The organism is Bradyrhizobium sp. ARR65 (assembly GCF_000472385.1).
Taxonomy (GTDB): domain Bacteria; phylum Pseudomonadota; class Alphaproteobacteria; order Rhizobiales; family Xanthobacteraceae; genus Bradyrhizobium.
Genome location: NZ_AWZU01000007.1, coordinates 1 through 19,350, shown reverse-complemented (window position 1 = coordinate 19,350; position 19,350 = coordinate 1). Strand labels below are relative to the sequence as shown.

The window sequence follows — 19,350 nt, the reverse complement described above, 5'->3', positions numbered from 1 at the left end:
GTCGTCTTTTGCGATCGAGGCTTGCGCCCGGGGTGCCTGCAAATGGGCGTTTGCAGCCCCAAACTCATCTGTTGCATCGATCGTTTTGGTTTTCCAGCGCTTCTGAGCGGCAAGCTCTGCACAGCTTTGAGGCAGTCTAAATCATGTTTTGGGCCGGCAAAGAGCCCGCGCAACAGCGCGCGGATCACATTTGGCCGCAGGCAAATTGATCGCGACCGACCGAACAATTTGCGATGATCCGACATTATGATCGCGAGCCATCGACGGAAGTGGAAATGGAGGACAGTCGGTCATGCCAAAGCCCTCGCTGCGAAGCGCGGCGTTCGTCATGATGATGGCCGCATTCATGGCAGCGGCCGGCGCCGAGCCCGGCGTCCTGCAAGGCAAGGACGCGTTCGGCGATTGGCAGGCTGACAAGCCCGGCACGGTCCGCTTGATCAGGCCGCAGGATCTGCCGGAGCCCGGCGCCACGCGCTCGGTCGCCAACGTATCGCGCGTTGTCGCAAAACCTCCCGGCGCGGAGCTGCAGGTGCCGCCCGGCTTCAAGATCGAACCGTTTGCGGAAGGCTTGAGCGGCCCGCGTATGATCAGGGTCGCGCCGAACGGCGATATCTTCGTTGCCGAAACCCGTGCCGGGCGCATTCGCGTGCTTCGCGCGGCGCACGGCCCATCGCAGCCGATTCAGAAAGAGGTTTTCGCCAGCGGCCTCAATCGTCCGTTCGGCATTGCGTTCTTTCCCGCGGGCGACGACCCGCGATGGATTTACGTCGCCAACACGGATAGCGTGGTCCGTTTTCCCTATCATTTCGGCGATCTGCGCGCGACGGGACGGCCCGAAACCGTGGTCCCGAATCTCGCGCGCGGCTACGGGCATTCCACCCGCGATATCGTGTTCACGCCCGATAACAAGCGCATGCTGGTCTCGGTCGGCTCCGCGGGCAATGACGGCGAGGGATTGGATACCCCGCCGGGCGGATTGGAGGCTTGGATCAGCCGCCATCCGCTGGGGGCGGCCTGGGGCGAGGAGACCGATCGCGCGGCGGTGCTTTCCTTTGATCCCGATGGAAAGGACCGAAAGTTGTTCGCAACGGGCATTCGCAACTGCGTCGGTCTCGCCATCCAGCCGGCAACCGGTACGCCCTGGTGCTCGACCAACGAGCGCGACGGGCTCGGCGACGATCTGGTACCGGATTACGTCACGCGCGTGCGCGAAAGGGCCTTCTATGGCTGGCCGTGGTTTTACATCGGCGGTCATCCCGATCCGCACCACGCCGGCGAGCGCGACGACCTGAAGGACAAGGTAACGGTCCCCGACGTGCTGATCGAAGCGCATTCGGCCTCGATGGCTCTGACATTTTACGACGGCAACAATTTCCCATCGGAGTATCGCGGCGATGCCTTCGCGGCCGAGCATGGCTCGTGGAACAGGTCGAAGCGCACAGGCTACAAGGTGATCCGCATTCGCCTGAAGGATGGCGTGCCGACCGGCGAGTACGAGGATTTTGTCAGCGGCTTTGTCGTCAACGACCGCGAGGTTTGGGGACGCCCTGTCGGCATTGCAGTTGCGAAGGACGGCGCGCTTCTGATCGCCGAGGATGGCAACGGAACGATCTGGCGGGTCAGTCACTGAATTTGCTTGCGAGAGGCGAGCTAAAGCGGCAGTTTTCAAAAGTTCGCAGCGGGACGACCTCGAAAGGCGGGCTCATTTGGCAAAGATCTGGGCGCGGAAGTCGACGGACGAACTGGCCAAGGAAGCGGCCCATAGCGACCCCAGCAGCGAAGTTCGGCCGCTGAGGCGGACTTTGTCGGCTCTCAACCTCGTCGCGCTCGGCATTGGCGGCATCATCGGGGCCGGCATTTTCGTCTTGACTGGCCACGCCGCTGCCGCGAATGCCGGTCCCGCCGTCTCGCTGTCCTTTGTGCTGGGCGCGGTGGCCTGCGCTTTCGCCGGCCTCTGCTATGCCGAGATGTCCTCGACCGTGCCGATCAGCGGCAGCGCCTATACCTATGCCTACGCCACACTCGGTGAGCTTGTCGCCTGGATCATCGGCTGGGACCTGATCCTCGAATATGCCGTCGGTGCCATTGCGGTGGCGATCGGATGGTCCGGCTATGCCGTCAGCTTCGCCAGGGACTTTGGGGTGAACGTTCCGGCCGAATTTGCCTCGTCCCCGCTGGTCTACGACTCCGGCCGCCATGCCTGGTCCGCAACCGGCGCCATTATCAACGCGCCGGCCGTGGCGATCGTCATCATCGTCACCTGGTTGCTCGTGATCGGGATCAGGGAATCGGCGCGGTTCAACAATTTCATCGTCGCGGTAAAGCTCACGGTGATTTTTCTCTTCATCATCTTTTGCGCGCCGCATTTCAGCACGTCGAACTGGATCACGGCGAGCAATCCGCAGGGTTACTTCATCCCGCCGAATGCGGGCCAGGGCGTCTATGGCTGGTCGGGCGTGATCCGCGGCGCTGCCGTGGTCTTCTTCGCCTATATCGGTTTCGATGCGGTCTCCACCGCCGCGCAGGAAGCAAACGCACCAAACCGCGACATGCCGATCGGGATTTTGGGCTCGCTCGTCGTTTGCACCATCCTTTATGTCGCGGTCGGTTTCGTGCTGACGGGGATCGTGCCCTTCGATCGCCTGAACGTGCCGGACCCCATTGCGGTCGGCATCGACAATGCCGGCGTCGGCTGGCTCGCCCCGCTGATCAAGCTCGGCATCGTCTTCGGCCTGACCTCGGTCATTCTGGTGCTGCTGCTCGGGCAACCTCGCATCTTCCGCGCCATGGCCTATGACGGGCTGCTGCCGCCGGCCGCGGCCAAAATCCATCCGCGCTTCCACACCCCCCATGTGGCGACCATCGCCTCGGGCGCCGTTGTTGCCGTTCTCGCTGGGCTGTTGCCGATCGGGCTGGTCGGCGAACTCGTCAGCATCGGGACGCTGTTTGCGTTTGCTGTGGTGTCGATCGGCACGCTGGTGCTGCGCATCGTCGATCCCGAATTGAATCGGCCGTTCAGGGCGCCCGCGATCTGGATCGTGGCGCCCTTGGGCGCAGCCACCGCGATCTTCCTGATGTTCGGCCTGCCGGTCGACACCTGGGTGCGGCTCGCCATCTGGCTCGCGATCGGGCTTGTGATCTATTTCGGCTATGGCGCAAAGCGCAGCCGCCTCGCGCTCGCGGGATAATGAGCTGGCAAGCGCGTGAATCCGCGGCTGGAGCCGATTCAACCAAACTTCGCTTTCAGATTGCGCGGGTCTGCTTGCGAACCTCGTTCGCTAGCGGCCGCAAGGAGTCCATCGGACCCTGGCCGACCAGGCTATAGCCGATGCCGCCATCCGCCCAGGCGAAACCTGCGACGTCGCCCTTCGAGTGGCCCGTCATCGGCGCGTTTTGGTCCGCGCTGCTCATGGTGCGCGTCAGCAGCACGATCCGGCTGCCATGATCGTCGTCATACATGAACATCGCGGCCGGGCCGTGCGAGGTCGCGACCAGGCGTCCGCCCATCAGCCTGTAGCCTGAGGCCGCGAGATCCGGCACCTTGACCGGCTGGTGCAGGCGGCTCGACACCCACTGCACCAGCTCTCCGCTATCCGAGGCGCGCATCTCGACCGGTCGGACGTGATCCGGTGCATAGACATTGTAGGACTCCATTGCCTCCTGCGCGAGCGCGATCACCCCTCCGGGCGCGACCTGCAGCGCGCCGCGCATCGCCCAACCGCCGGCAGCGCCGATGCTGAGCAGCAGCATGGCAGCAACCGCCCAAGGCAAGGGCGAGGACAAGTGCGAAGACAAGCGTGACGAGAAACGCGACAGGCCTCGCCCGCGGTTCTCGATAATGCGCGCCAGGTTGAGCTTGGCGGGCAGCGGCTCCTCCGCGATCGGCGCCAGCGCCGCGCGCAAGAGCTCGCGCTGGCCCGAGAAGGCGGCGACACGTTTCGCGACATCAGGATGGTCGCCGAGATAGGAGGCGACTTCCGCCTGCCGTTCCGGCTCGAGCGCTTGATCCACATAGGCGTGGAGATCATCTTCCGTAATCGGCCGACGGTTCATTTCACGCTCCGTAATGCGACAACATTCGCGCCGCCCTCGATCTCCAGCTGCAACCGCTCGCGTGCGCGGGACAGGCGCGACATCACGGTGCCCACGGGAATGCCGAGCACCTTCGCAGCTTCCGCATAGGAGAGGTCTTCGACTGCGACAAGCAGCAGCACGGCACGCTGATCCTCCGGAATTTTTGCGAGCTTGTTCAGAACGTCCTGGTAGACCAGTTTTTGTTCCTGCGCGGCCGGCTCGCCAAAATTGTCCTCCAGCGCCTCATCAATCGGGACATGCTTGCCGCGCGTCGCCGCCTGCCGGAACTGATTGACGGCGAGATTGTGCAGGATGGTGAAGAGCCAGGCGCGGACGTCGCCGTCGCGCCGCTGGTACCAGCGGCTGACGGCTCGCTCGAGGCAGTCCTGCACCAGATCGTCGGCGCTCGTGCGATTGCGCGTGAGTGCGCGGGCATAGCGGCGGAGCGCCGGGATCAGCGGCTCGACCTGAAGCAGCATGTCGTCCATCATGCGCTCCGCCCGCAGCTCATTGCGCTCGCTCCCTGGTCATGGCGTCTCGATCTGGACCGGCTCGCCGGGTGCTGTTCCGTCGCCGGGCGCGATCACCAGATAGCGCCGCTCCGCCTTCGCCGATGGGTCGACGATTTGCCTGATGGGACCGGCGGCGTTGACGATGGCCGACCCCGCAGGATTTGTCGTGAACGCCGCCAGCGGCTGCAAGGCGCCGCTGCCGTCGGCATGGTCGGCCAGCGCCAGCACATATTTCTGCTTCGGCTTCAGTCCGGTAACCGACGCCTGCAACACCTGGATCAGGCCCTGATCGAACAGCGAGACGCTGGTAGGGGTCTTGCCGGCCTCGGTGCCATTCTTCGGCGTGAGCGCAAGATGCGCGACTTGCCCGGCGACGCCGAGAGGTTGCAGGTTTGCTTCGGTCTCAGGATCGGGCGCGGCATTCGGGACATAGGCAATGGCCTGCGGCGCCTGTCCGATCGGGATGTTGGCGATCACCGTGTTGGTCGCGGTGTCGATCGCCGCCAGCGCATCGGCGTTCTCGAGCCCGACATAGATCCGCGTGCCGTCGCCGGACGGCCACACGCCATGCGGAAGATTGCCGACCGGAATGGTCGCAACCAGCGAGAAATCATCGGTGCGGAACACCTTGACCTGATTGAGGCCGCCGATGGTGACATAGGCGAACGTTCCCTTCGCGGTGTGCGCGAAATTCACGTGGTTGGTGATCGGGCCGGTGTCGATGGTCTTGATCACGTTGAACGGTGGCTTGCCGTTAAAGACCTGGGTGTTGCCGGTGTCCTTCAGCGTGAACCAGACCTGGTTTCCGTCCGGCGTCACCGCGATGTTCGGGCAGAAGGGGCTGTCCTGCTTCACCTTGGCGATGATCTTGTGCTCGGCGACGGAGACGACATCGGTCTCCGGGTTGAAGGAGGAGCAGATGTAGCCGTACTTGCCGTCGGGCGAGAACATTTGCATGCCCGGGCCGCTCGGGGTGGTGATGCGGGTCTTCTCCGTGAATGTCTTGGCATCGATGACGGAGATGTAGTTTTCACCGCGCACCGTGACCCAGACTTCCTTGCCATCAGGCGTGTAGAACGCCTCATGCGGCGAGCGGCCGATATAGGTTACGTGCTTGACCGCGTTGGTCGCGGTATCGATGAATGTCACCGAATTCGATCCGATCGAAACCACCGCAAGCATGCGATGGTCGGGCGAGTAACCCATGCCGTGCACGAGCACCTGCCCCTTATAGAGCGGGCTGAAATTTACCGGCTGCGGATCGCCGAGCCTGATCACGCCGAGCAGCTTGTTGTCGACCGGATCCGTCACCGAGACGGTGTTGGAGAACTGCTCGGCGGCATAGATGCGGTCGTGATGGCTGATCGGGATATCGGGGGCGGATAGCGCGCCCGGCGCCTGTCCGGCCCACGCGCCGGACCAGGTCGCAAGGACCGTGCCTGCAAGGAGAGCGCTCTTCCAGATATTCATGTCTTGCTCCTATTTCTTCGTGCCCGCGGACATGTCCATGTGCATGCCCTGAGGATGGTGCTGCTCGCTTGCCGCGCTTGTCGGCCCGGGTTGGGTCGGGGCAGGCGTGGTATCCGTTGCCGGCTCGCCGATCGCGAGTTTCATGGCCGCGATCTCCTGCATCTGGTCCACGATGATCTCCTGGGCGATGCGTCGGAGCTGTTCGTTCTTGCCGTAGCGCAGCTCGATCACCGCCATATCGATCGCGCCCTGGTGATGCGGGTTCATCATGGCGACGAAGTCGCGGTCGATGTCGCCGGTCGGCTTGGCCGCCATGCCGTCCATCATCTTCGCCATGGCAGCCTCGTTCTCTTTCAGGAAAGCACGTTCGTCGGCGGAGGCTGCCGCCGGCTCTTGCGCGGGGTGTGCTTCGTGCGCGAAGGTAACTGAGGGCAGGGCAAAGGCGATCAGAAGCCGGGCGCCGAACAGCGTCGTGCGAAAGCCCGGTTTGAGAAATCGAAATGGGCCGAGCGTCGTCGCGACGCTGCGAAACGATGGCTGGCGCATCCTGAACTCCCATGCAGTTGCTTGCATGGGTGTGACGTGTCCGGCCGCGTTCTATTCCGTCGGCCTGGAGAGATTTTTGAGCGCATGAAGCGCGCGTCGAAAAAAAGCGCAGCCGCAACAAGGGGAAGAACCCTGCATGTGGCCCGATCACGTAAACGTTAGGGCATTCGCCGATCAAGTTGCAGAACGGGACAAGCGCTTTCCCCGTCATTGCGAGGAGCGAAAGCGACGCGGCAATCCAGACTGTATCCGCGGAGGAAGTCTGGATTGCTTCGCTTGCGCTCGCAATGACGCGAGAGGGTGGGGTGCCATCTCGTTCGCGCGGTTCGGCGACCGTTCTAGTCGCGTGGCCTAACCCCTCCGCACGCTCGCGCCACCATCAACCGGCAGCGTGACGCCGGTGATGAAATTGGCCTCGTCGGATGCCAGAAACAGCGCGGCGTTGGCGACATCCCAGGCGGTACCCATTTTGTGCCGCAGCGGCACCTTGCTGTCGCGCTCGGCGGCGATCTCCGCGCGGCTTTTGCCAAATTCGCGGGCACGCGTGTCCACTGCCATTGGCGTGTCCATCAAGCCCGGAAGGATGACATTGGCGCGAATGCCGTACTCGGCGTTCTGATAGGCGAGCTGCTCGGTGAATGCGATCATCGCCGACTTGGTCGCCTTGTAGGCGACGTAAGGATAGGTCGTGATCGCCGCCATCGAGGAGATGTTGATGATGGCGCCGCTCCTCTGCTGCCGCATGATCGGGATCACATGTTTGGCGGCGAGAATACAACTCTTCAGGTTGATCGCCACACAGCGGTCGAATGCCTCCTCGGTGATCGCCAGCAATTCGGCATCGCCTCCGGCGAGGCTGACGCCGACATTATTGTGGAGCACGTCGACACGGCCCCAACGGACCAGCGCATCCGCCGCCATCGCCTTGATCTCAATATCCTTTGTCACGTCGGCCCTGAACGCGGCTGCCGCTCCGCCCTTGGCCGCGATCATATCGACCGTCTCCTGAGCGGAGGCGAGATTGTGATCGACGCACAACACCTTGGCGCCCTCGCGCGCAAACGTGAGTGCGGTGGCGCGGCCGTTGCCGATACCTTCACCGGGGCTTTGCCCGGCGCCGACAATGATGGCGACGCGATCCTTCAGGCGCATGTCACCTCGCTCCCTTTGGCAGTGTTTTTCTTTGTAGCAGCGCACGTTAGCAGCGTGTCGGCTGGAAGTTAAGCGCGCGAGAGATGCTATCGCAGCGTGACGGATCGTGCGAATTTGATATCGGAGGGGCGAGGCCGACCGTATTCTGCAAAAGGCTTCTTTGGAACCACACCTGACGCGGCGCGTTTTGGGTTGGCCTAAGGGGAAGCGCGGAATGAATATCCTCGAGCCGCAAGGTCCGATTGCAGCCGCCAACAGCACCATTCTGATCGATTCCATCGCGATCATGCTGGCGATCGTGGTGCCGACGATCGTCGCCATTCTCGCCTTCGCGTTCTACTTTCGCCAGTCAAATCACCGCGCATTCTATCTTCCGGATTTCGCCTATTCCGGCCGCCTTGAACTCGTGGTCTGGTCGATACCTGCGCTCACCATCATTCTGCTCGGCGGCGTGGCCTGGATCGGCTCGCACCAGTTGGATCCGAGGGTCCCTGTCGCGGGCACAGGAAGTCCCGTCCGCATCCAGGTCGTCTCGCTCGACTGGAAGTGGCTCTTCATCTATCCGGACCAACGCATTGCGACCGTCAATAGCCTAACCGTTCCGGTCGGCGCGCCGCTGCAGCTTCAGCTCACCTCATCGAGCGTGATGAACGTCTTTTTCATCCCGCAGCTCGGCAGCATGATCTACACCATGAACGGCATGGTGACGCACCTCAACCTTCGCGCCGATCAGGAGGGCGATCTCCAGGGCCTCTCCGCGCACTTCAGCGGTGACGGTTTTCCAAATATGCTGTTCGACGTTCACGTCATCTCCCCGCTCGATTTTCCGAACTGGGTCGCGGCGACCGCGCGAAGTGGGAATGTGCTGAACGAAGATAGCTACAAGAAGCTGACGGAGCAGTCGATCGAAACCGGCCGGCCGACCTATCGTCTGGATGATCCGAGGCTGTTCGACGACATTGCAACACTACGCATCCCGCCGGGACCGGGGCCGCAATTGACCAGCAGCAATTTGGCGAGACCGCAAACCGGAGTAGGCAATGTTCGGTAAGCTGACTTTGCAGGCGATTCCTCTCGATCAGCCGATCCCGCTGATTGTGGGCGCCGTTGTGCTGGTGGTCATCCTGGCGGTGCTCGCCTGGATCATCATCGCCGGTCATCTGCCGTATCTCTGGCACGAATGGATCACCAGCGTCGATCACAAGCGAATCGGCGTCATGTACACGCTGCTTGCGCTGGTGATGCTGCTGCGCGGCGGCAGCGACGCCATCATGATGCGGGCGCAGCAGGCGATCGCATATCGATCCGACGGCTATCTGCCGCCCGAGCATTTCAACCAGATATTCTCCGCCCACGGCACCATCATGATCTTCTTCGTTGGCATGCCGTTCGTGATCGGGCTGATGAACCTCGTCGTGCCGCTGCAACTCGGCGTGCGGGACGTCGCGTTTCCGACGTTGAACTCGGTGGGCTTCTGGCTTACTGCGACCGGGGCGCTCCTTGTCAACATTTCTCTCGTTGTCGGGGAATTCGCGCGCACGGGCTGGCTTCCTTATCCTCCGCTCTCGGAATTGAGATACACGCCCGGCGTCGGGGTCGACTATTATCTCTGGTCATTGTTGATCTCGGGCGTCGGCACCCTTGTGGCCGGCATCAACCTGGTCACCACGGTACTCAAGCTGCGCACCAAGGGCATGACCTATCTGCGCATGCCGATGTTCTGCTGGACCACGCTTGCGTCGAATCTGTTGATCATTGCGGCGTTCCCGATCCTGACCGCGACGCTCACCATGCTCATGCTCGACCGCTATTTCGGCTTCCATTTCTTCACCAATGAGGCCGGCGGCAACGTGATGATGTTCATGAACCTGATCTGGGCATGGGGTCATCCGGAGGTCTACATCCTCGTTCTGCCGGCCTTCGGCATCTTCTCCGAAATCGTCCCCACGTTCTCCTGTAAGCCGCTGTTCGGCTATCGTTCAATGGTACTTGCAACGATGGCGATCTGCATCATTTCGTTCATGGTTTGGCTGCACCATTTCTTCACAATGGGCGCCGGCCCGAACGTGAATGCGATCTTCGGCATTGCCAGCATGATCATCGCGGTACCTACGGGCGTGAAGATCTACAACTGGCTGTTCACGATGTATGGCGGCCGCGTTCGCTTCGAAACGCCGATGCTGTGGTCGGTCGGATTCATGGTGACCTTCATCATCGGCGGCCTCACCGGCGTCCTGGTCGCGGTGCCGCCGGCGGACTTCCTGTTGCACAACAGTCTGTTCCTGGTTGCGCATTTCCACAACGTCATCATCGGGGGCGTGCTGTTCGGCGCGTTTGCCGGCTACACCTACTGGTTTCCGAAAGCGTTCGGCTTCCGCCTGGACGAGGGCCTCGGCAAGACCGCGTTCTGGTTCACTTTCATCGGCTTCTGGGTCACGTTCATCCCGCTCTATGCGGCGGGGATGCTGGGCATGACGCGGCGCATGCAGCACTACGATATTGCGGCGTGGCGGCCATGGATGATTGCCGCGGGCATCGGCACCATTTTGATGACAATCGGCGTTCTCGTTCAGGTCCTGCAGCTTGTCGTCAGCATTCGTCGTCGCGAAGAGTTGCGTGATCTGACGGGCGATCCCTGGGACGGACGATCGCTGGAATGGGCGACATCGTCGCCACCCCCTGTGTTCAACTTTGCCATACCGCCGGATGTTCGTGGCGAGGATGCTTATTGGCTGATCAAGGCCCATGCGAAGCAGCAGCAGACCGCCGAGCACGAGGAACGCGAGTACACGGACATCGAAATGCCGCGCAACTCGCCGACCGGATTCGTCTGCGCCTTCTTCGCGACCATCATGGGATTCGCGCTGATCTGGAATATCTGGTGGATGGTTGCGCTCGGGGGCGTCGGGGCGTTCGCGACCTTTGTTGCCTTCGCCTGGCGCGACCATGAGGAATACATCATTCCCGCCGCGGAGGTCGCCCGGATCGATCGCGCCATTCTGGCGGAACGGCGGGCCGCGATGAACCTCACGGAGGCTGCGGCATGACCGATGCGGCATTGGCCTACGCTCACGGCGATCCTCACCACGTTCGTGTGGCCGCGGTCCACGAGGGACCGGCGCCCAAGCGCATCGTCACCGCCTATGGCTTCTGGCTTTTCCTGCTCAGCGACATCGTGATGTTCTCGTGCTTCTTCGCGGCCTATGCGGTGCTGCTCGGGCAGACCGCGGGCGGGCCGACGGGCGCAGAACTGTTCGACCTCAAAAGCGTCGCGGCCGAGACGGCGTTTCTCTTGATATCGAGCTTCGTTTGCGGGCTTGCCATGATCGCCGCAGACGTGCGCAACGCGTTCTGGTTCCAGACGGGCATGGCGGTGACCTGCCTGTTCGGGCTCGGCTTTCTTGCGCTGGAGGCGCGCGAGTTTGCCGACCTCGTCTCGCGCGATGCAGGTCCGACGCGCAGCGCGTTCCTCACCGCCTTCTTCACCTTGGTCGGCTGCCATGGCGCGCATGTCTCGGCGGGCATTCTCTGGCTGCTGACCATGATGGCACAGGTTTTCGCCAAGGGCTTTCGCGCCGACATCATGCGCCGCTTGGTTTGCTTCGCGCTGTTCTGGCATGCGCTTGACATCATCTGGGTCGCGATCTTCTCCGTCGTCTATCTCATCGGGAGTGCCGCATGAGCGATCAGAGTCACGACTTGCATCATCCCGCCGACCTTGCGCCGGGCGAGGAAGAGGAAGTCCGCGTCGGTCCGCGGCTGCTCGGATATATCGTTGGTCTTGGCCTTGCCATCCTGCTGACCGCAACCTCCTTCTTTGTCGCCGGTACGAACCTCGTATGGCAGCCCTCGATTCCCGTGGCGCTTGTCGTGCTGGCGATCGCCCAGATGGGCGTGCATCTGGTGTTCTTCCTGCACATCACCACCGGGCCCGATAACACCAATAACGTGATGGCGCTTGCCTTTGGGCTGTTGATTGTGGTTCTGGTGATCGGCGGCTCGCTCTGGATCATGAGCAACCTCAACCAGAACATGCCGCCGATGGATCAGATCATGCAGATGCAGCGCTGAGCATCCGCCCGATCAATTGCGGAGCCTTCTGGCCCGTCATTGCGGGGAGCGAAACCGACGACCCGCCGTCGCTCGCTGTGCGAGCTTTGGCGAGGCTTGGAGTCCCGCCGAAGCGCCTTGCGCGTAGGCGGAAGCAATCCAGGCTGCATCTGCGGAGGAAGTCTGGATTGCCTCGCTTGCGCTCGCAATGACGCCGCAGGCAGCGATTCATTTGCCGCGACTGGCGCGGCAATTGTAGGCGCGGCGAAAACCGGCGGCGCGCGCGTCATCCTCCGAGCAGAACCAGCGATCGGGCCTGGTCAGGCCGGCATAGCTGCTGCAGCCCTGCAAGTGATAGATCCCGAGATTGCCGGTCACGCGTGCGCGGACCGCGAACTTGCCCTTGATGCTGCAGCTTGGGGGCATGGCGAGATCTTCCGGAAACAGCATGGCGCGGATTTCGCGGTCGCGGTCGGCGCGGCATGCTGCGCCGACCAATGCGCCGTCCCTTTTGCCGGTGCGAAAATCCAGCGGCGCGACGAAACAGCCGCTCCAGAGACCTTTGTTGTCGGCCCTGGCGGCCGCGGCATCGTCGTTCAGATGCAGCCTTATCGCCGGCTCGATGCTCGCGGCGAGACCCTCGCGCACGAGCTGCCGGTTGAGGCTCGCCGTATCGCCGTCCACACGGCAGATGCCGGCGTGCCTGGTCCTGAAGGTCTTGTCGGCTCCCAGATCGTCGCAATGGACGGCACGTCCGCCGATCAGCTTCGACAGCCGGTCGCGCGCATCGATGCCGCAGCTCCAGGGATCGGCATGGTCGTCGATGCACATCTGGTCGAGCTCGGGCGCATCGATGCCATCGAGGTGATAGGTCACGTCCCCAACTTGGATGGTGTCGCCGTCCCGGACCATGGCGGTCGCGGCGTGGGCCGGGCCGAGCATGAGAGCAAGGCCAAGGATGAACACCGACCAAATCGGAAAAAGCGGGTTTTGTCGTTGCATGACCGGAGGCGCAGGGGAGGGGACTTCGTCGGGCAAGGGCATGTCACAAAACTGCGCGCCTTGCACGCATGCTTCGCATGGATGTCCCCGCTTTCCGGTGGCTTTACTCGCCGCCTGGTCTGATCCTATCGTCTAGTCTGCCGGGGTGGGGTCCGTAAGGCCGCCGGTGGGGACCGATTGCCCGCAAGTGGCGACGGCCTGCGGGAGTGAAACGTTTGAAATGAACGATCCTGTCGACGTTCTGATCATCGGCGCCGGCGCCTCCGGCGCCGCTATCGCCTGGAGTCTTGCCGAGACCAGGATGCACATCCTCTGCCTGGAGCAGGGCGGCTGGATGAATCCGGCCGCCTATCCTTCCACCGGGCGGGATTGGGAGGCGCGCTTTTACGGCGACTATTCGCCGAGCCCCAATATCCGCGCCCGGCCCGAGGACTATCCGATCAACGACGACAACTCGCCGATCAAGGTGGTGAACTTCAACGGCGTCGGCGGCTCGACGGTCATGTACACGGCGCATTTCCCGCGCCTGCATCCTTCCGATTTTCGCGTCAAGACGCTGGACGGCGTCGCCGACGACTGGCCGATCGACTATGAGACGCTTGCGCCGTTCTTCACTGAGAATGACCGCATGATGGGCGTCTCGGGACTATCAGGCGATCCCGCCTTTCCGCCGCGCGAGCCGCCGCCGATGCCGCCCTTGCCGCTCGGCAAATCCGGCGTGCTGCTGGCCAAGGCGATGAACAAGCTCGGTTGGCACTGGTGGCCGTCGGATACGACGGTTGCCACGCTCGATTACGAGGGCCGGGCGCGCTGCATCAATCTCGGCCATTGCACGCCGGGCTGCGCGCAAGGCGCCAAGGCGTCCACCGACATCACCTATTGGCCCGCCGCGCTGCGCGCCGGCGTCGAGCTGCGCACGCATTGCCGGGTGCGCGAGATCACCACCAACGAGCATGGCATGGCGTCCGGCGTCGTCTATTACGACAAGGATGGCGTCGAGCAATTCCAGCCCGCCGAAGTGGTCGTGATCGCCTGCAACGGCATCGGCACGCCGCGCCTGTTGCTCAATTCCGCATCGGCGCGATTTCCCAACGGCCTTGCGAACTCGTCAGGCCTCGTCGGCAAGAACCTGATGTTTCACCCCTATGCCCAGGTCTACGGCTATGTCGAGGAGGAAACCGACAGCAACCGCGCGCCGCCGACTTGCCTGTGGAGCAAGGAATTCTACGAGACCGACCTCTCGCGCGGCTTTGTCCGCGGCTACGCGATCCAGTTCGGCCGCGGCGTCGGTCCCATCATGGAAGCTGTCATGAGTGAGGCCAAGGGCGTCCTGCCCTGGGGCGCCGATCATCACCGCGTCTTCCGCAGGCTCAACGGCCATCGGCTGGCGCTGGCCGCGATCTGCGAGGATCTGCCGGAGGAGCACAATCGCGTGACGCTGGATCCCGTGCTGAAGGACAGCCACGGCATTCCGGCGCCGCGCGTGGATTACGCGATCAGCGAGAACAGCGCGAAGATGATGGAGCATGGCATCGCGCGCGCCGGGGAGATCCTGGCCGCGGCGGGTGCGACCGACATCTGCGTCAACAGCCCGATCCTTTACGGCGGCTGGCATCTGCTCGGCACCGCGCGGATGGGCACGGACCCCGAACTTTCCGTGGTGAACGAATGGGGCCGCTCGCATGACGTGAAAAATCTGTTCATCGTTGATGGCAGCGTATTCGTCACCTCCGGCGGCGTGAATCCGACGTCCACCATCCAGGCGATTGCACTCTACATCGCCGACCAGATGAAACGGCGCCTCGCCAATCTCTTTGATTGAGACCGAAATGAGCATCGTCAAGACCAGAGCAACGGCCGAGAGCGGCCTCACTCCCGCACAGCGCGACGATCTGCGCGTCATCGCCGCCATGATGATTCCGGCGAGCGCCGAATATGGCGTCCCCGGCGCCGACGATCCGGCCATTCAGGCCGATATCCTGGCGACGCTCGGCCGCGATACGATGCGCGTTCGCGAGGCGCTCGACCACATCGCGCGGCTCGCAGGTAGCCCGCTTGCCGCTCTCGATCCGATCAGGCGCGAGGTGGTGGCGAAGGCGTTTCGCGCGAGCGGAGGCGTTGCGGCGGCAACGCTCGTCCGCGTTGTATTGCAGTGCTACTACCGCGACGATCGCGTGCTGCGCTCGTTGGGACTGGAACCGCGGCCGCCTTTTCCGAAAGGACACGCGCTGGAGCAGGGCGACTGGTCGCTGCTGGAACCGGTCAAGGCCAGGCCGTCGGTGTGGCGCAGAGCGCCATGAGCGATTTGCATTAGAACGAGTACAGATTTCTTTACGAATCTGTCTAAAGAAGCTCTCACCGGGCACTGGGGTTCGGCTGAGGGTACGATGACAGATATGAATGGTCGTTTGCCGCGGGGCGGTGATGCCGCCGCGGCGGCGAGGCGTAAGCACGCTGGCGTAACGCGCCGCAGCTTGCTCGCAAGCGCCGCGCTCTTGTTCACCGCAAGCGGTGCCGGGGCAGGGGTGGTCACAAAAGTGCTGCCCTGGAAGCCGAACGAGGCCTATCCGGTGACGCCGGTTGTTCCCGGCGGATATCTGTTCTTCACGGCTCAAGAGGCCGCCATCGTCGATGCCTTTGTCGAGCGCCTGATCCCGACTGACGATCTCGGCATGGGTGCCAGGGACGCGGGGGTAACGACCTTCATCGACCGGCAGTTGACCGGTCCTTACGGCGGTCACGACTGGCTTTATATGCAGGGGCCGTTCTCCGACAAGCCGTTGCCGAGCCAAGGCCTGCAGTCGCCACTGACGCCGCGTCAGCAATATCGTTCGGGGCTCGCGGCGCTGGAGGCCTATTGCAAGGCGAACTTTGGCGGGCGCGGTTTTGTCGAGCTCAAGGCGGACGAGCAGGACAAGCTGATCGGCGCGATGGAGAAGGGCGAAGCCCAGTTCCAGGGCTTCAGCAGCCGGATGCTGTTCTCCGCGATCTACGCCAATACGATGGAAGGCTATTTCGCCGACCCCATCTATGGCGGCAATCGCGACATGGTCGGCTGGAAGCTCGTCGGCTTTCCCGGCACGCGCTACGACTTCCGCGACGTGATGGCAAAGCCCAACCAGGCTTATACGCTGCCGCCTGTCGGCCTGCAGGGCCGTTCGGCCTGGGGAGGACGCTGATGGCCCGCCGTCTTCCCCGCAAGGATGTCGTCATCGTCGGTCTCGGCTGGACCGGATCGATCCTGGCTTACGAGCTTTCGCGCACCGGACTTGAAGTCGTCGCGATCGAGCGCGGCCCGTGGCGCGACACCGCCACCGACTTCAACATCGGCACCGCGCCGGACGAATTGCGTTACGGCGTCCGTCACGACGTCTTCCTCCGCCCGCGGCAGGAAACGTTGACGATGCGCAACAACGCTTCGCAGACGGCGCTGCCGATCCGCAAATGGGGCAGCTTTCTCCCCGGCAACGGCGTCGGCGGCGCGGGCGTGCATTGGAACGGCCAGACCTGGCGCTTCCTGCCCGATGATTTCCGCATCCGCAGCCACATGATCGAGCGCTACGGCGAGAAGATCATGCCCGAAGGCAATCACATCCAGGACTGGCCGGTCTCCTACGACGAGCTCGAGCCCTATTATGACAAGTTCGAGCGGGTCCTGGGCATTTCCGGCAAGGCCGGCAATCTCAAGGGCAAGATCCAGCCCGGCGGCAATCCGTTCGAGGGCGCGCGCTCGAGCGAGTATCCGACGCCGCCCATGACACAGGGCTATGCGCAGGAGCTGTTCACCAAGGCTGCGACCAGCCTCGGCCTGCACCCGTTTCCGCGCCCGTCGGCGAATATCTCGGTGGCCTACACCAACCCTTACGGCTGCACGATGGCGCCTTGCACCTATTGCGGCTTCTGCGAGCGGTTCGGCTGCGCGAATTACTCGAAATCCTCGCCGCAGACCTGCGTGCTGCCGGCATTGGTCCGCGAGCCGACGTTTGAGGCCCGCACCGATTGCGAGGTGACGAAAGTGAACCTGTCGGGCGACGGCAAGATGGCGACCGGCGTCACCTATGTCGACGCCAACGGCGAGGAATGGGAGCAGCCGGCCGATCTGGTGCTGGTGTGCGCGTTCAGCCTGTTCAACGTGCGGCTTCTGCTGTTGTCGGGCATCGGCAAGCCCTACGATCCGGTCAGGGATGAAGGCGTGGTCGGCCGCAACTACGCCTATCAGACCGGGTCTGGCGCGACCGGCTTTTTCGCCGACGTGAAGTTCAATCCGTTCGCGGCCGCCGGCTCGCTCGGCGCCGCGCTGGATGACTACAACAGCGACAATTTCGATCACGGCCCGCACGGCTTTGTCGGCGGCGCCAGCATCACCTGCGCCTACACCAACGGACGGCCGATCCTCTATCACCCGACGCCGAAGGGCACGCCCACCTGGGGCAGCGCCTGGAAGAAGGCCGTCCACGAAAACTATCAGAAGGTCACCAATGTCGGCGCGCAAGGCAGCGTCATGAGCTATCGCAACAACTATCTCGACCTCGATCCGACCTATAAGGATCCGCTCGGTCGGCCGCTGATGCGCATGACGTTCGATTATCAGGACAACGAGCGCAAGATGGCGAATTGGATGGCCGAGCGCTGCGAGGAGATTGCGAAAGCGATGGGCGCCAAGACGACCCAGGTCAATCGCCTGAATGGCCCCTGGTCGGTGGTTCCTTACCAGACCACGCACAACACCGGCGGGGCCGTGTTCGGCAACGATCCCAAGACCAGCGTGCTCAACCGTTATCTGCAATCCTGGGACGTCCATAATGTCTTCGTGATGGGCGCGTCCGCTTTTCCGCAGAACGCGGGCTACAACCCGACGGGCACCGTCGGCGCGCTGACCTATTGGGCGCTGGACGCGATCTTCGACTATCTGAAGTCGCCGCGCGCGCTGGTGCAGTCATGAGGCGCGTCGTGAACGGAGGATGGGCGCAGTTGCGCCACGCGCTGCTGCTGCTGCCGCTGCTTGCAAGCGGAGCAGCCGCTGAACCCGACAATTACGTTGAGATTGCCCGCGGCAAGGCGCTCGCGACCGCCGGAGACTGCATCACTTGCCATACGGCGAATGGCGGTGCGCCATTCGCGGGCGGGCTTGCGCTGCAGACGCCGTTCGGCGCGATCATGACGCCGAACATCACCCCAGACAACGTGACCGGCATCGGAAGCTGGTCGGCGGACGATTTCGCCCGCGCCATGCATGAGGGCAGGCGGCCCGGCGGCTCCTATCTCTATCCGGCCTTCCCCTATCCCTATTACAGCAAGGTGACACGCGCAGACTTAGACGCGATCTACGCTTACTTGCGGACGCTTGCCCCAGTCACGAACGCCGTGAACCGCAGCACGCTGCCGTTTCCCTTCAGCATCCGCCAGTCGATGCTGGGATGGAACAGGCTGTTCTTTACGCCGGGCGTCTTCGTGCCGGATCCGAAACGCTCGGACGAATACAACCGCGGCGCCTATCTCGTCGAAGGCCTCGGCCATTGCGGCGCCTGCCACACGCCGTTCAACTCGTTCGGCGCAGCCAAGACCGACCACTATCTCGAAGGCAACCAGATCGACAACTGGACTGCGCCCAACATCACCAATGATATGCACGCGGGTCTCGGCAAATGGTCGGTCGACGACATCGCGCACTATCTGAAGACCGGGCAGACCGCGACGACGCTCGCCAGCGGGCCGATGAAGGACGTAATCGAGAATTCGACATCGAAGATGCCGGATGCCGATCTCCGCGCCATCGCGGTCTATCTGAAGGAACGCGGCGCTGCAGGCTCTTCGCCGCCCGCGCCGCTCTCCGCCTCCGATCCGCGCATGCAGGCGGGCGAAGCGATCTTCGCCGATACCTGTTCGGCCTGCCACACCAGCAATGGCGGGGGCGTCGAACATATCTTCCCCAAACTCGCCGGCAATGCCATCGCCACGCAGGACGATCCGGCATCGCTGATCCGCATTGTCATCGCGGGTGGGCGAGCGGCAGCGACGAACGAGCGGCCGACGGGGCCTGCGATGCCTTCGCTCGGCTTCCGTCTCAATGACGCGCAGGTCGCGGCCGTCGTGACCTATGTCCGCAACTCCTTCGGCAATGCCGCATCGCCCGTGACGGCCGACACCGTCAAGGCGCTGCGCGGCCGCGTCACCGGCGCCGCGGACTAGAGCGGTTCACGATTTTATTGAATCGAGGGGATTCCGCTGGAGGGCGGCTTGTGATTCAAGATGCTGGCTGGAGTGGAGGCCAGCATCTGATGGTCCGACCTCTTTCCAATGATCTGCGCAAGCGTGTGGTTGCGGCGGTTGCGAAGGGTGAGAGTTGCCGTTCCGTGGCACTGCGGTTCGGCGTTGCAGTGTCCTCGGTGGTGAAGTGGTCGCAGCGCTATCGCTCGACCGGTTCAGTCGTGCCCGACAGGATGGGCGGGCACCGCAAGCGGGTGCTGGAGCCACACGGGGCCTTCATCAAGGAACGGCTTCGCCAGACGCCGCACCTGACGCTGCACGCGCTGAAGGACGAGCT

General features: G+C 63.2%; 18 protein-coding genes. 12 read left to right on the top strand and 6 right to left on the bottom strand.

Annotation, left to right across the window (positions count from 1 at the left end; all coding sequences use genetic code 11):
* The first annotated feature begins 328 nt into the window (after window positions 1-328).
* Both F758_RS0110305 and F758_RS0110300 read left to right on the top strand, forming a co-directional pair.
* The gene (locus tag F758_RS0110305) at window positions 329-1,630 is read left to right on the top strand and encodes a PQQ-dependent sugar dehydrogenase (RefSeq protein ID WP_502689129.1); all 1,302 of its coding nucleotides are present in this window, start codon (window positions 329-331) and stop codon (window positions 1,628-1,630) included.
* Window positions 1,631-1,706: 76 nt separating this feature from the next.
* Window positions 1,707-3,188, top strand: coding sequence for an amino acid permease (locus tag F758_RS0110300; RefSeq protein ID WP_024507799.1), 1,482 nt, complete (start codon window positions 1,707-1,709; stop codon window positions 3,186-3,188).
* Window positions 3,189-3,243: 55 nt separating this feature from the next.
* On the opposite strand, the gene F758_RS0110295 is transcribed toward F758_RS0110300, so the two are convergent.
* From F758_RS0110295 to F758_RS0110275, 5 genes are all read right to left on the bottom strand, one after another.
* Window positions 3,244-4,053 (bottom strand): anti-sigma factor family protein, encoded by an 810-nt coding sequence (locus F758_RS0110295; RefSeq protein ID WP_024507798.1) that lies wholly within the window; start codon window positions 4,051-4,053, stop codon window positions 3,244-3,246.
* Complete coding sequence (locus F758_RS0110290; protein WP_024507797.1) at window positions 4,050-4,562, bottom strand: sigma-70 family RNA polymerase sigma factor; 513 nt, start codon at window positions 4,560-4,562, stop codon at window positions 4,050-4,052. The genes F758_RS0110295 and F758_RS0110290 overlap by 4 nt, the downstream gene beginning before the upstream one ends.
* Before the next feature lie 39 nt (window positions 4,563-4,601).
* Window positions 4,602-6,056 (bottom strand): YncE family protein, encoded by a 1,455-nt coding sequence (locus F758_RS0110285; RefSeq protein ID WP_024507796.1) that lies wholly within the window; start codon window positions 6,054-6,056, stop codon window positions 4,602-4,604.
* A 9-nt stretch (window positions 6,057-6,065) separates the two neighbouring features.
* A complete protein-coding gene (locus tag F758_RS43525) occupies window positions 6,066-6,602 on the bottom strand; it encodes a DUF305 domain-containing protein (protein WP_024507795.1) in 537 nt (178 codons plus the stop codon).
* A 351-nt stretch (window positions 6,603-6,953) separates the two neighbouring features.
* Window positions 6,954-7,754: an SDR family NAD(P)-dependent oxidoreductase gene (locus F758_RS0110275; protein WP_024507794.1), complete on the bottom strand. Its 801-nt coding sequence runs from the start codon at window positions 7,752-7,754 to the stop codon at window positions 6,954-6,956.
* 214 nt (window positions 7,755-7,968) lie between these two features.
* Between F758_RS0110275 and F758_RS0110270 the strand changes: the two genes are divergently transcribed.
* The 4 genes from F758_RS0110270 to cyoD are packed head-to-tail and all read left to right on the top strand — an operon-like array spanning window position 7,969 to window position 11,825.
* Window positions 7,969-8,805 carry a cytochrome ubiquinol oxidase subunit II family protein gene (locus F758_RS0110270; RefSeq protein ID WP_024507793.1) on the top strand — a complete coding sequence of 279 codons (837 nt, stop codon included), beginning with the start codon at window positions 7,969-7,971 and terminating at the stop codon, window positions 8,803-8,805.
* The gene (gene cyoB, locus F758_RS0110265; RefSeq protein ID WP_024507792.1) at window positions 8,795-10,801 is read left to right on the top strand and encodes a cytochrome o ubiquinol oxidase subunit I; all 2,007 of its coding nucleotides are present in this window, start codon (window positions 8,795-8,797) and stop codon (window positions 10,799-10,801) included. Before F758_RS0110270 ends, cyoB begins: the two co-directional genes overlap by 11 nt.
* Window positions 10,798-11,436: a cytochrome (ubi)quinol oxidase subunit III gene (locus F758_RS0110260; RefSeq protein ID WP_024507791.1), complete on the top strand. Its 639-nt coding sequence runs from the start codon at window positions 10,798-10,800 to the stop codon at window positions 11,434-11,436. The genes cyoB and F758_RS0110260 overlap by 4 nt, the downstream gene beginning before the upstream one ends.
* Window positions 11,433-11,825 (top strand): cytochrome o ubiquinol oxidase subunit IV, encoded by a 393-nt coding sequence (gene cyoD, locus F758_RS0110255; protein ID WP_024507790.1) that lies wholly within the window; start codon window positions 11,433-11,435, stop codon window positions 11,823-11,825. Before F758_RS0110260 ends, cyoD begins: the two co-directional genes overlap by 4 nt.
* 207 nt (window positions 11,826-12,032) lie before the next feature.
* Here the strand turns inward: cyoD and F758_RS0110250 are convergent, their stop codons facing one another.
* The gene (locus tag F758_RS0110250; RefSeq protein ID WP_245286462.1) at window positions 12,033-12,746 is read right to left on the bottom strand and encodes a thermonuclease family protein; all 714 of its coding nucleotides are present in this window, start codon (window positions 12,744-12,746) and stop codon (window positions 12,033-12,035) included.
* A 280-nt stretch (window positions 12,747-13,026) separates the two neighbouring features.
* On the opposite strand from F758_RS0110250, the gene F758_RS0110245 reads away from it, so the two are divergent.
* The 6 genes from F758_RS0110245 to F758_RS0110220 form a co-directional block, all read left to right on the top strand.
* Window positions 13,027-14,628, top strand: coding sequence for a GMC family oxidoreductase (locus F758_RS0110245; protein WP_024507788.1), 1,602 nt, complete (start codon window positions 13,027-13,029; stop codon window positions 14,626-14,628).
* Window positions 14,629-14,635: 7 nt separating this feature from the next.
* Window positions 14,636-15,106 (top strand): hypothetical protein, encoded by a 471-nt coding sequence (locus tag F758_RS0110240; RefSeq protein WP_024507787.1) that lies wholly within the window; start codon window positions 14,636-14,638, stop codon window positions 15,104-15,106.
* 87 nt (window positions 15,107-15,193) lie between these two features.
* Window positions 15,194-15,985: a gluconate 2-dehydrogenase subunit 3 family protein gene (locus F758_RS0110235; protein ID WP_024507786.1), complete on the top strand. Its 792-nt coding sequence runs from the start codon at window positions 15,194-15,196 to the stop codon at window positions 15,983-15,985.
* On the top strand, window positions 15,985-17,748 hold the full coding sequence (locus F758_RS0110230; protein WP_024507785.1) for a GMC family oxidoreductase: 1,764 nt from the start codon (window positions 15,985-15,987) through the stop codon (window positions 17,746-17,748). Before F758_RS0110235 ends, F758_RS0110230 begins: the two co-directional genes overlap by 1 nt.
* An 8-nt stretch (window positions 17,749-17,756) precedes the next feature.
* Window positions 17,757-18,995, top strand: coding sequence for a cytochrome c (locus tag F758_RS0110225; RefSeq protein ID WP_245286450.1), 1,239 nt, complete (start codon window positions 17,757-17,759; stop codon window positions 18,993-18,995).
* Window positions 18,996-19,084: 89 nt separating this feature from the next.
* On the top strand, window positions 19,085-19,350 hold a 266-nt coding region (locus F758_RS0110220; RefSeq protein WP_024507783.1), incomplete at its 3' end, for a helix-turn-helix domain-containing protein.

Bases quoted from the DNA above. Each gene is read 5' to 3' on its own strand.
- F758_RS0110235 (WP_024507786.1), top strand. From the start codon at position 15,194: ATGACAGATATGAATGGTCGTTTGCCGCGGGGCGGTGATGCCGCCGCG.
- F758_RS0110305 (WP_502689129.1), top strand. From the start codon at position 329: ATGATGATGGCCGCATTCATGGCAGCGGCCGGCGCCGAGCCCGGCGTC.
- cyoB (WP_024507792.1), top strand. From the start codon at position 8,795: ATGTTCGGTAAGCTGACTTTGCAGGCGATTCCTCTCGATCAGCCGATC.
- F758_RS0110260 (WP_024507791.1), top strand. From the start codon at position 10,798: ATGACCGATGCGGCATTGGCCTACGCTCACGGCGATCCTCACCACGTT.
- F758_RS0110285 (WP_024507796.1), bottom strand. From the start codon at position 6,056: ATGAATATCTGGAAGAGCGCTCTCCTTGCAGGCACGGTCCTTGCGACC.
- F758_RS0110240 (WP_024507787.1), top strand. From the start codon at position 14,636: ATGAGCATCGTCAAGACCAGAGCAACGGCCGAGAGCGGCCTCACTCCC.
- F758_RS0110270 (WP_024507793.1), top strand. From the start codon at position 7,969: ATGAATATCCTCGAGCCGCAAGGTCCGATTGCAGCCGCCAACAGCACC.
- F758_RS0110275 (WP_024507794.1), bottom strand. From the start codon at position 7,754: ATGCGCCTGAAGGATCGCGTCGCCATCATTGTCGGCGCCGGGCAAAGC.
- cyoD (WP_024507790.1), top strand. From the start codon at position 11,433: ATGAGCGATCAGAGTCACGACTTGCATCATCCCGCCGACCTTGCGCCG.
- F758_RS0110250 (WP_245286462.1), bottom strand. From the start codon at position 12,746: ATGCTCGGCCCGGCCCACGCCGCGACCGCCATGGTCCGGGACGGCGAC.
- F758_RS0110290 (WP_024507797.1), bottom strand. From the start codon at position 4,562: ATGGACGACATGCTGCTTCAGGTCGAGCCGCTGATCCCGGCGCTCCGC.
- F758_RS0110230 (WP_024507785.1), top strand. From the start codon at position 15,985: ATGGCCCGCCGTCTTCCCCGCAAGGATGTCGTCATCGTCGGTCTCGGC.
- F758_RS0110295 (WP_024507798.1), bottom strand. From the start codon at position 4,053: ATGAACCGTCGGCCGATTACGGAAGATGATCTCCACGCCTATGTGGAT.
- F758_RS43525 (WP_024507795.1), bottom strand. From the start codon at position 6,602: ATGCGCCAGCCATCGTTTCGCAGCGTCGCGACGACGCTCGGCCCATTT.
- F758_RS0110245 (WP_024507788.1), top strand. From the start codon at position 13,027: ATGAACGATCCTGTCGACGTTCTGATCATCGGCGCCGGCGCCTCCGGC.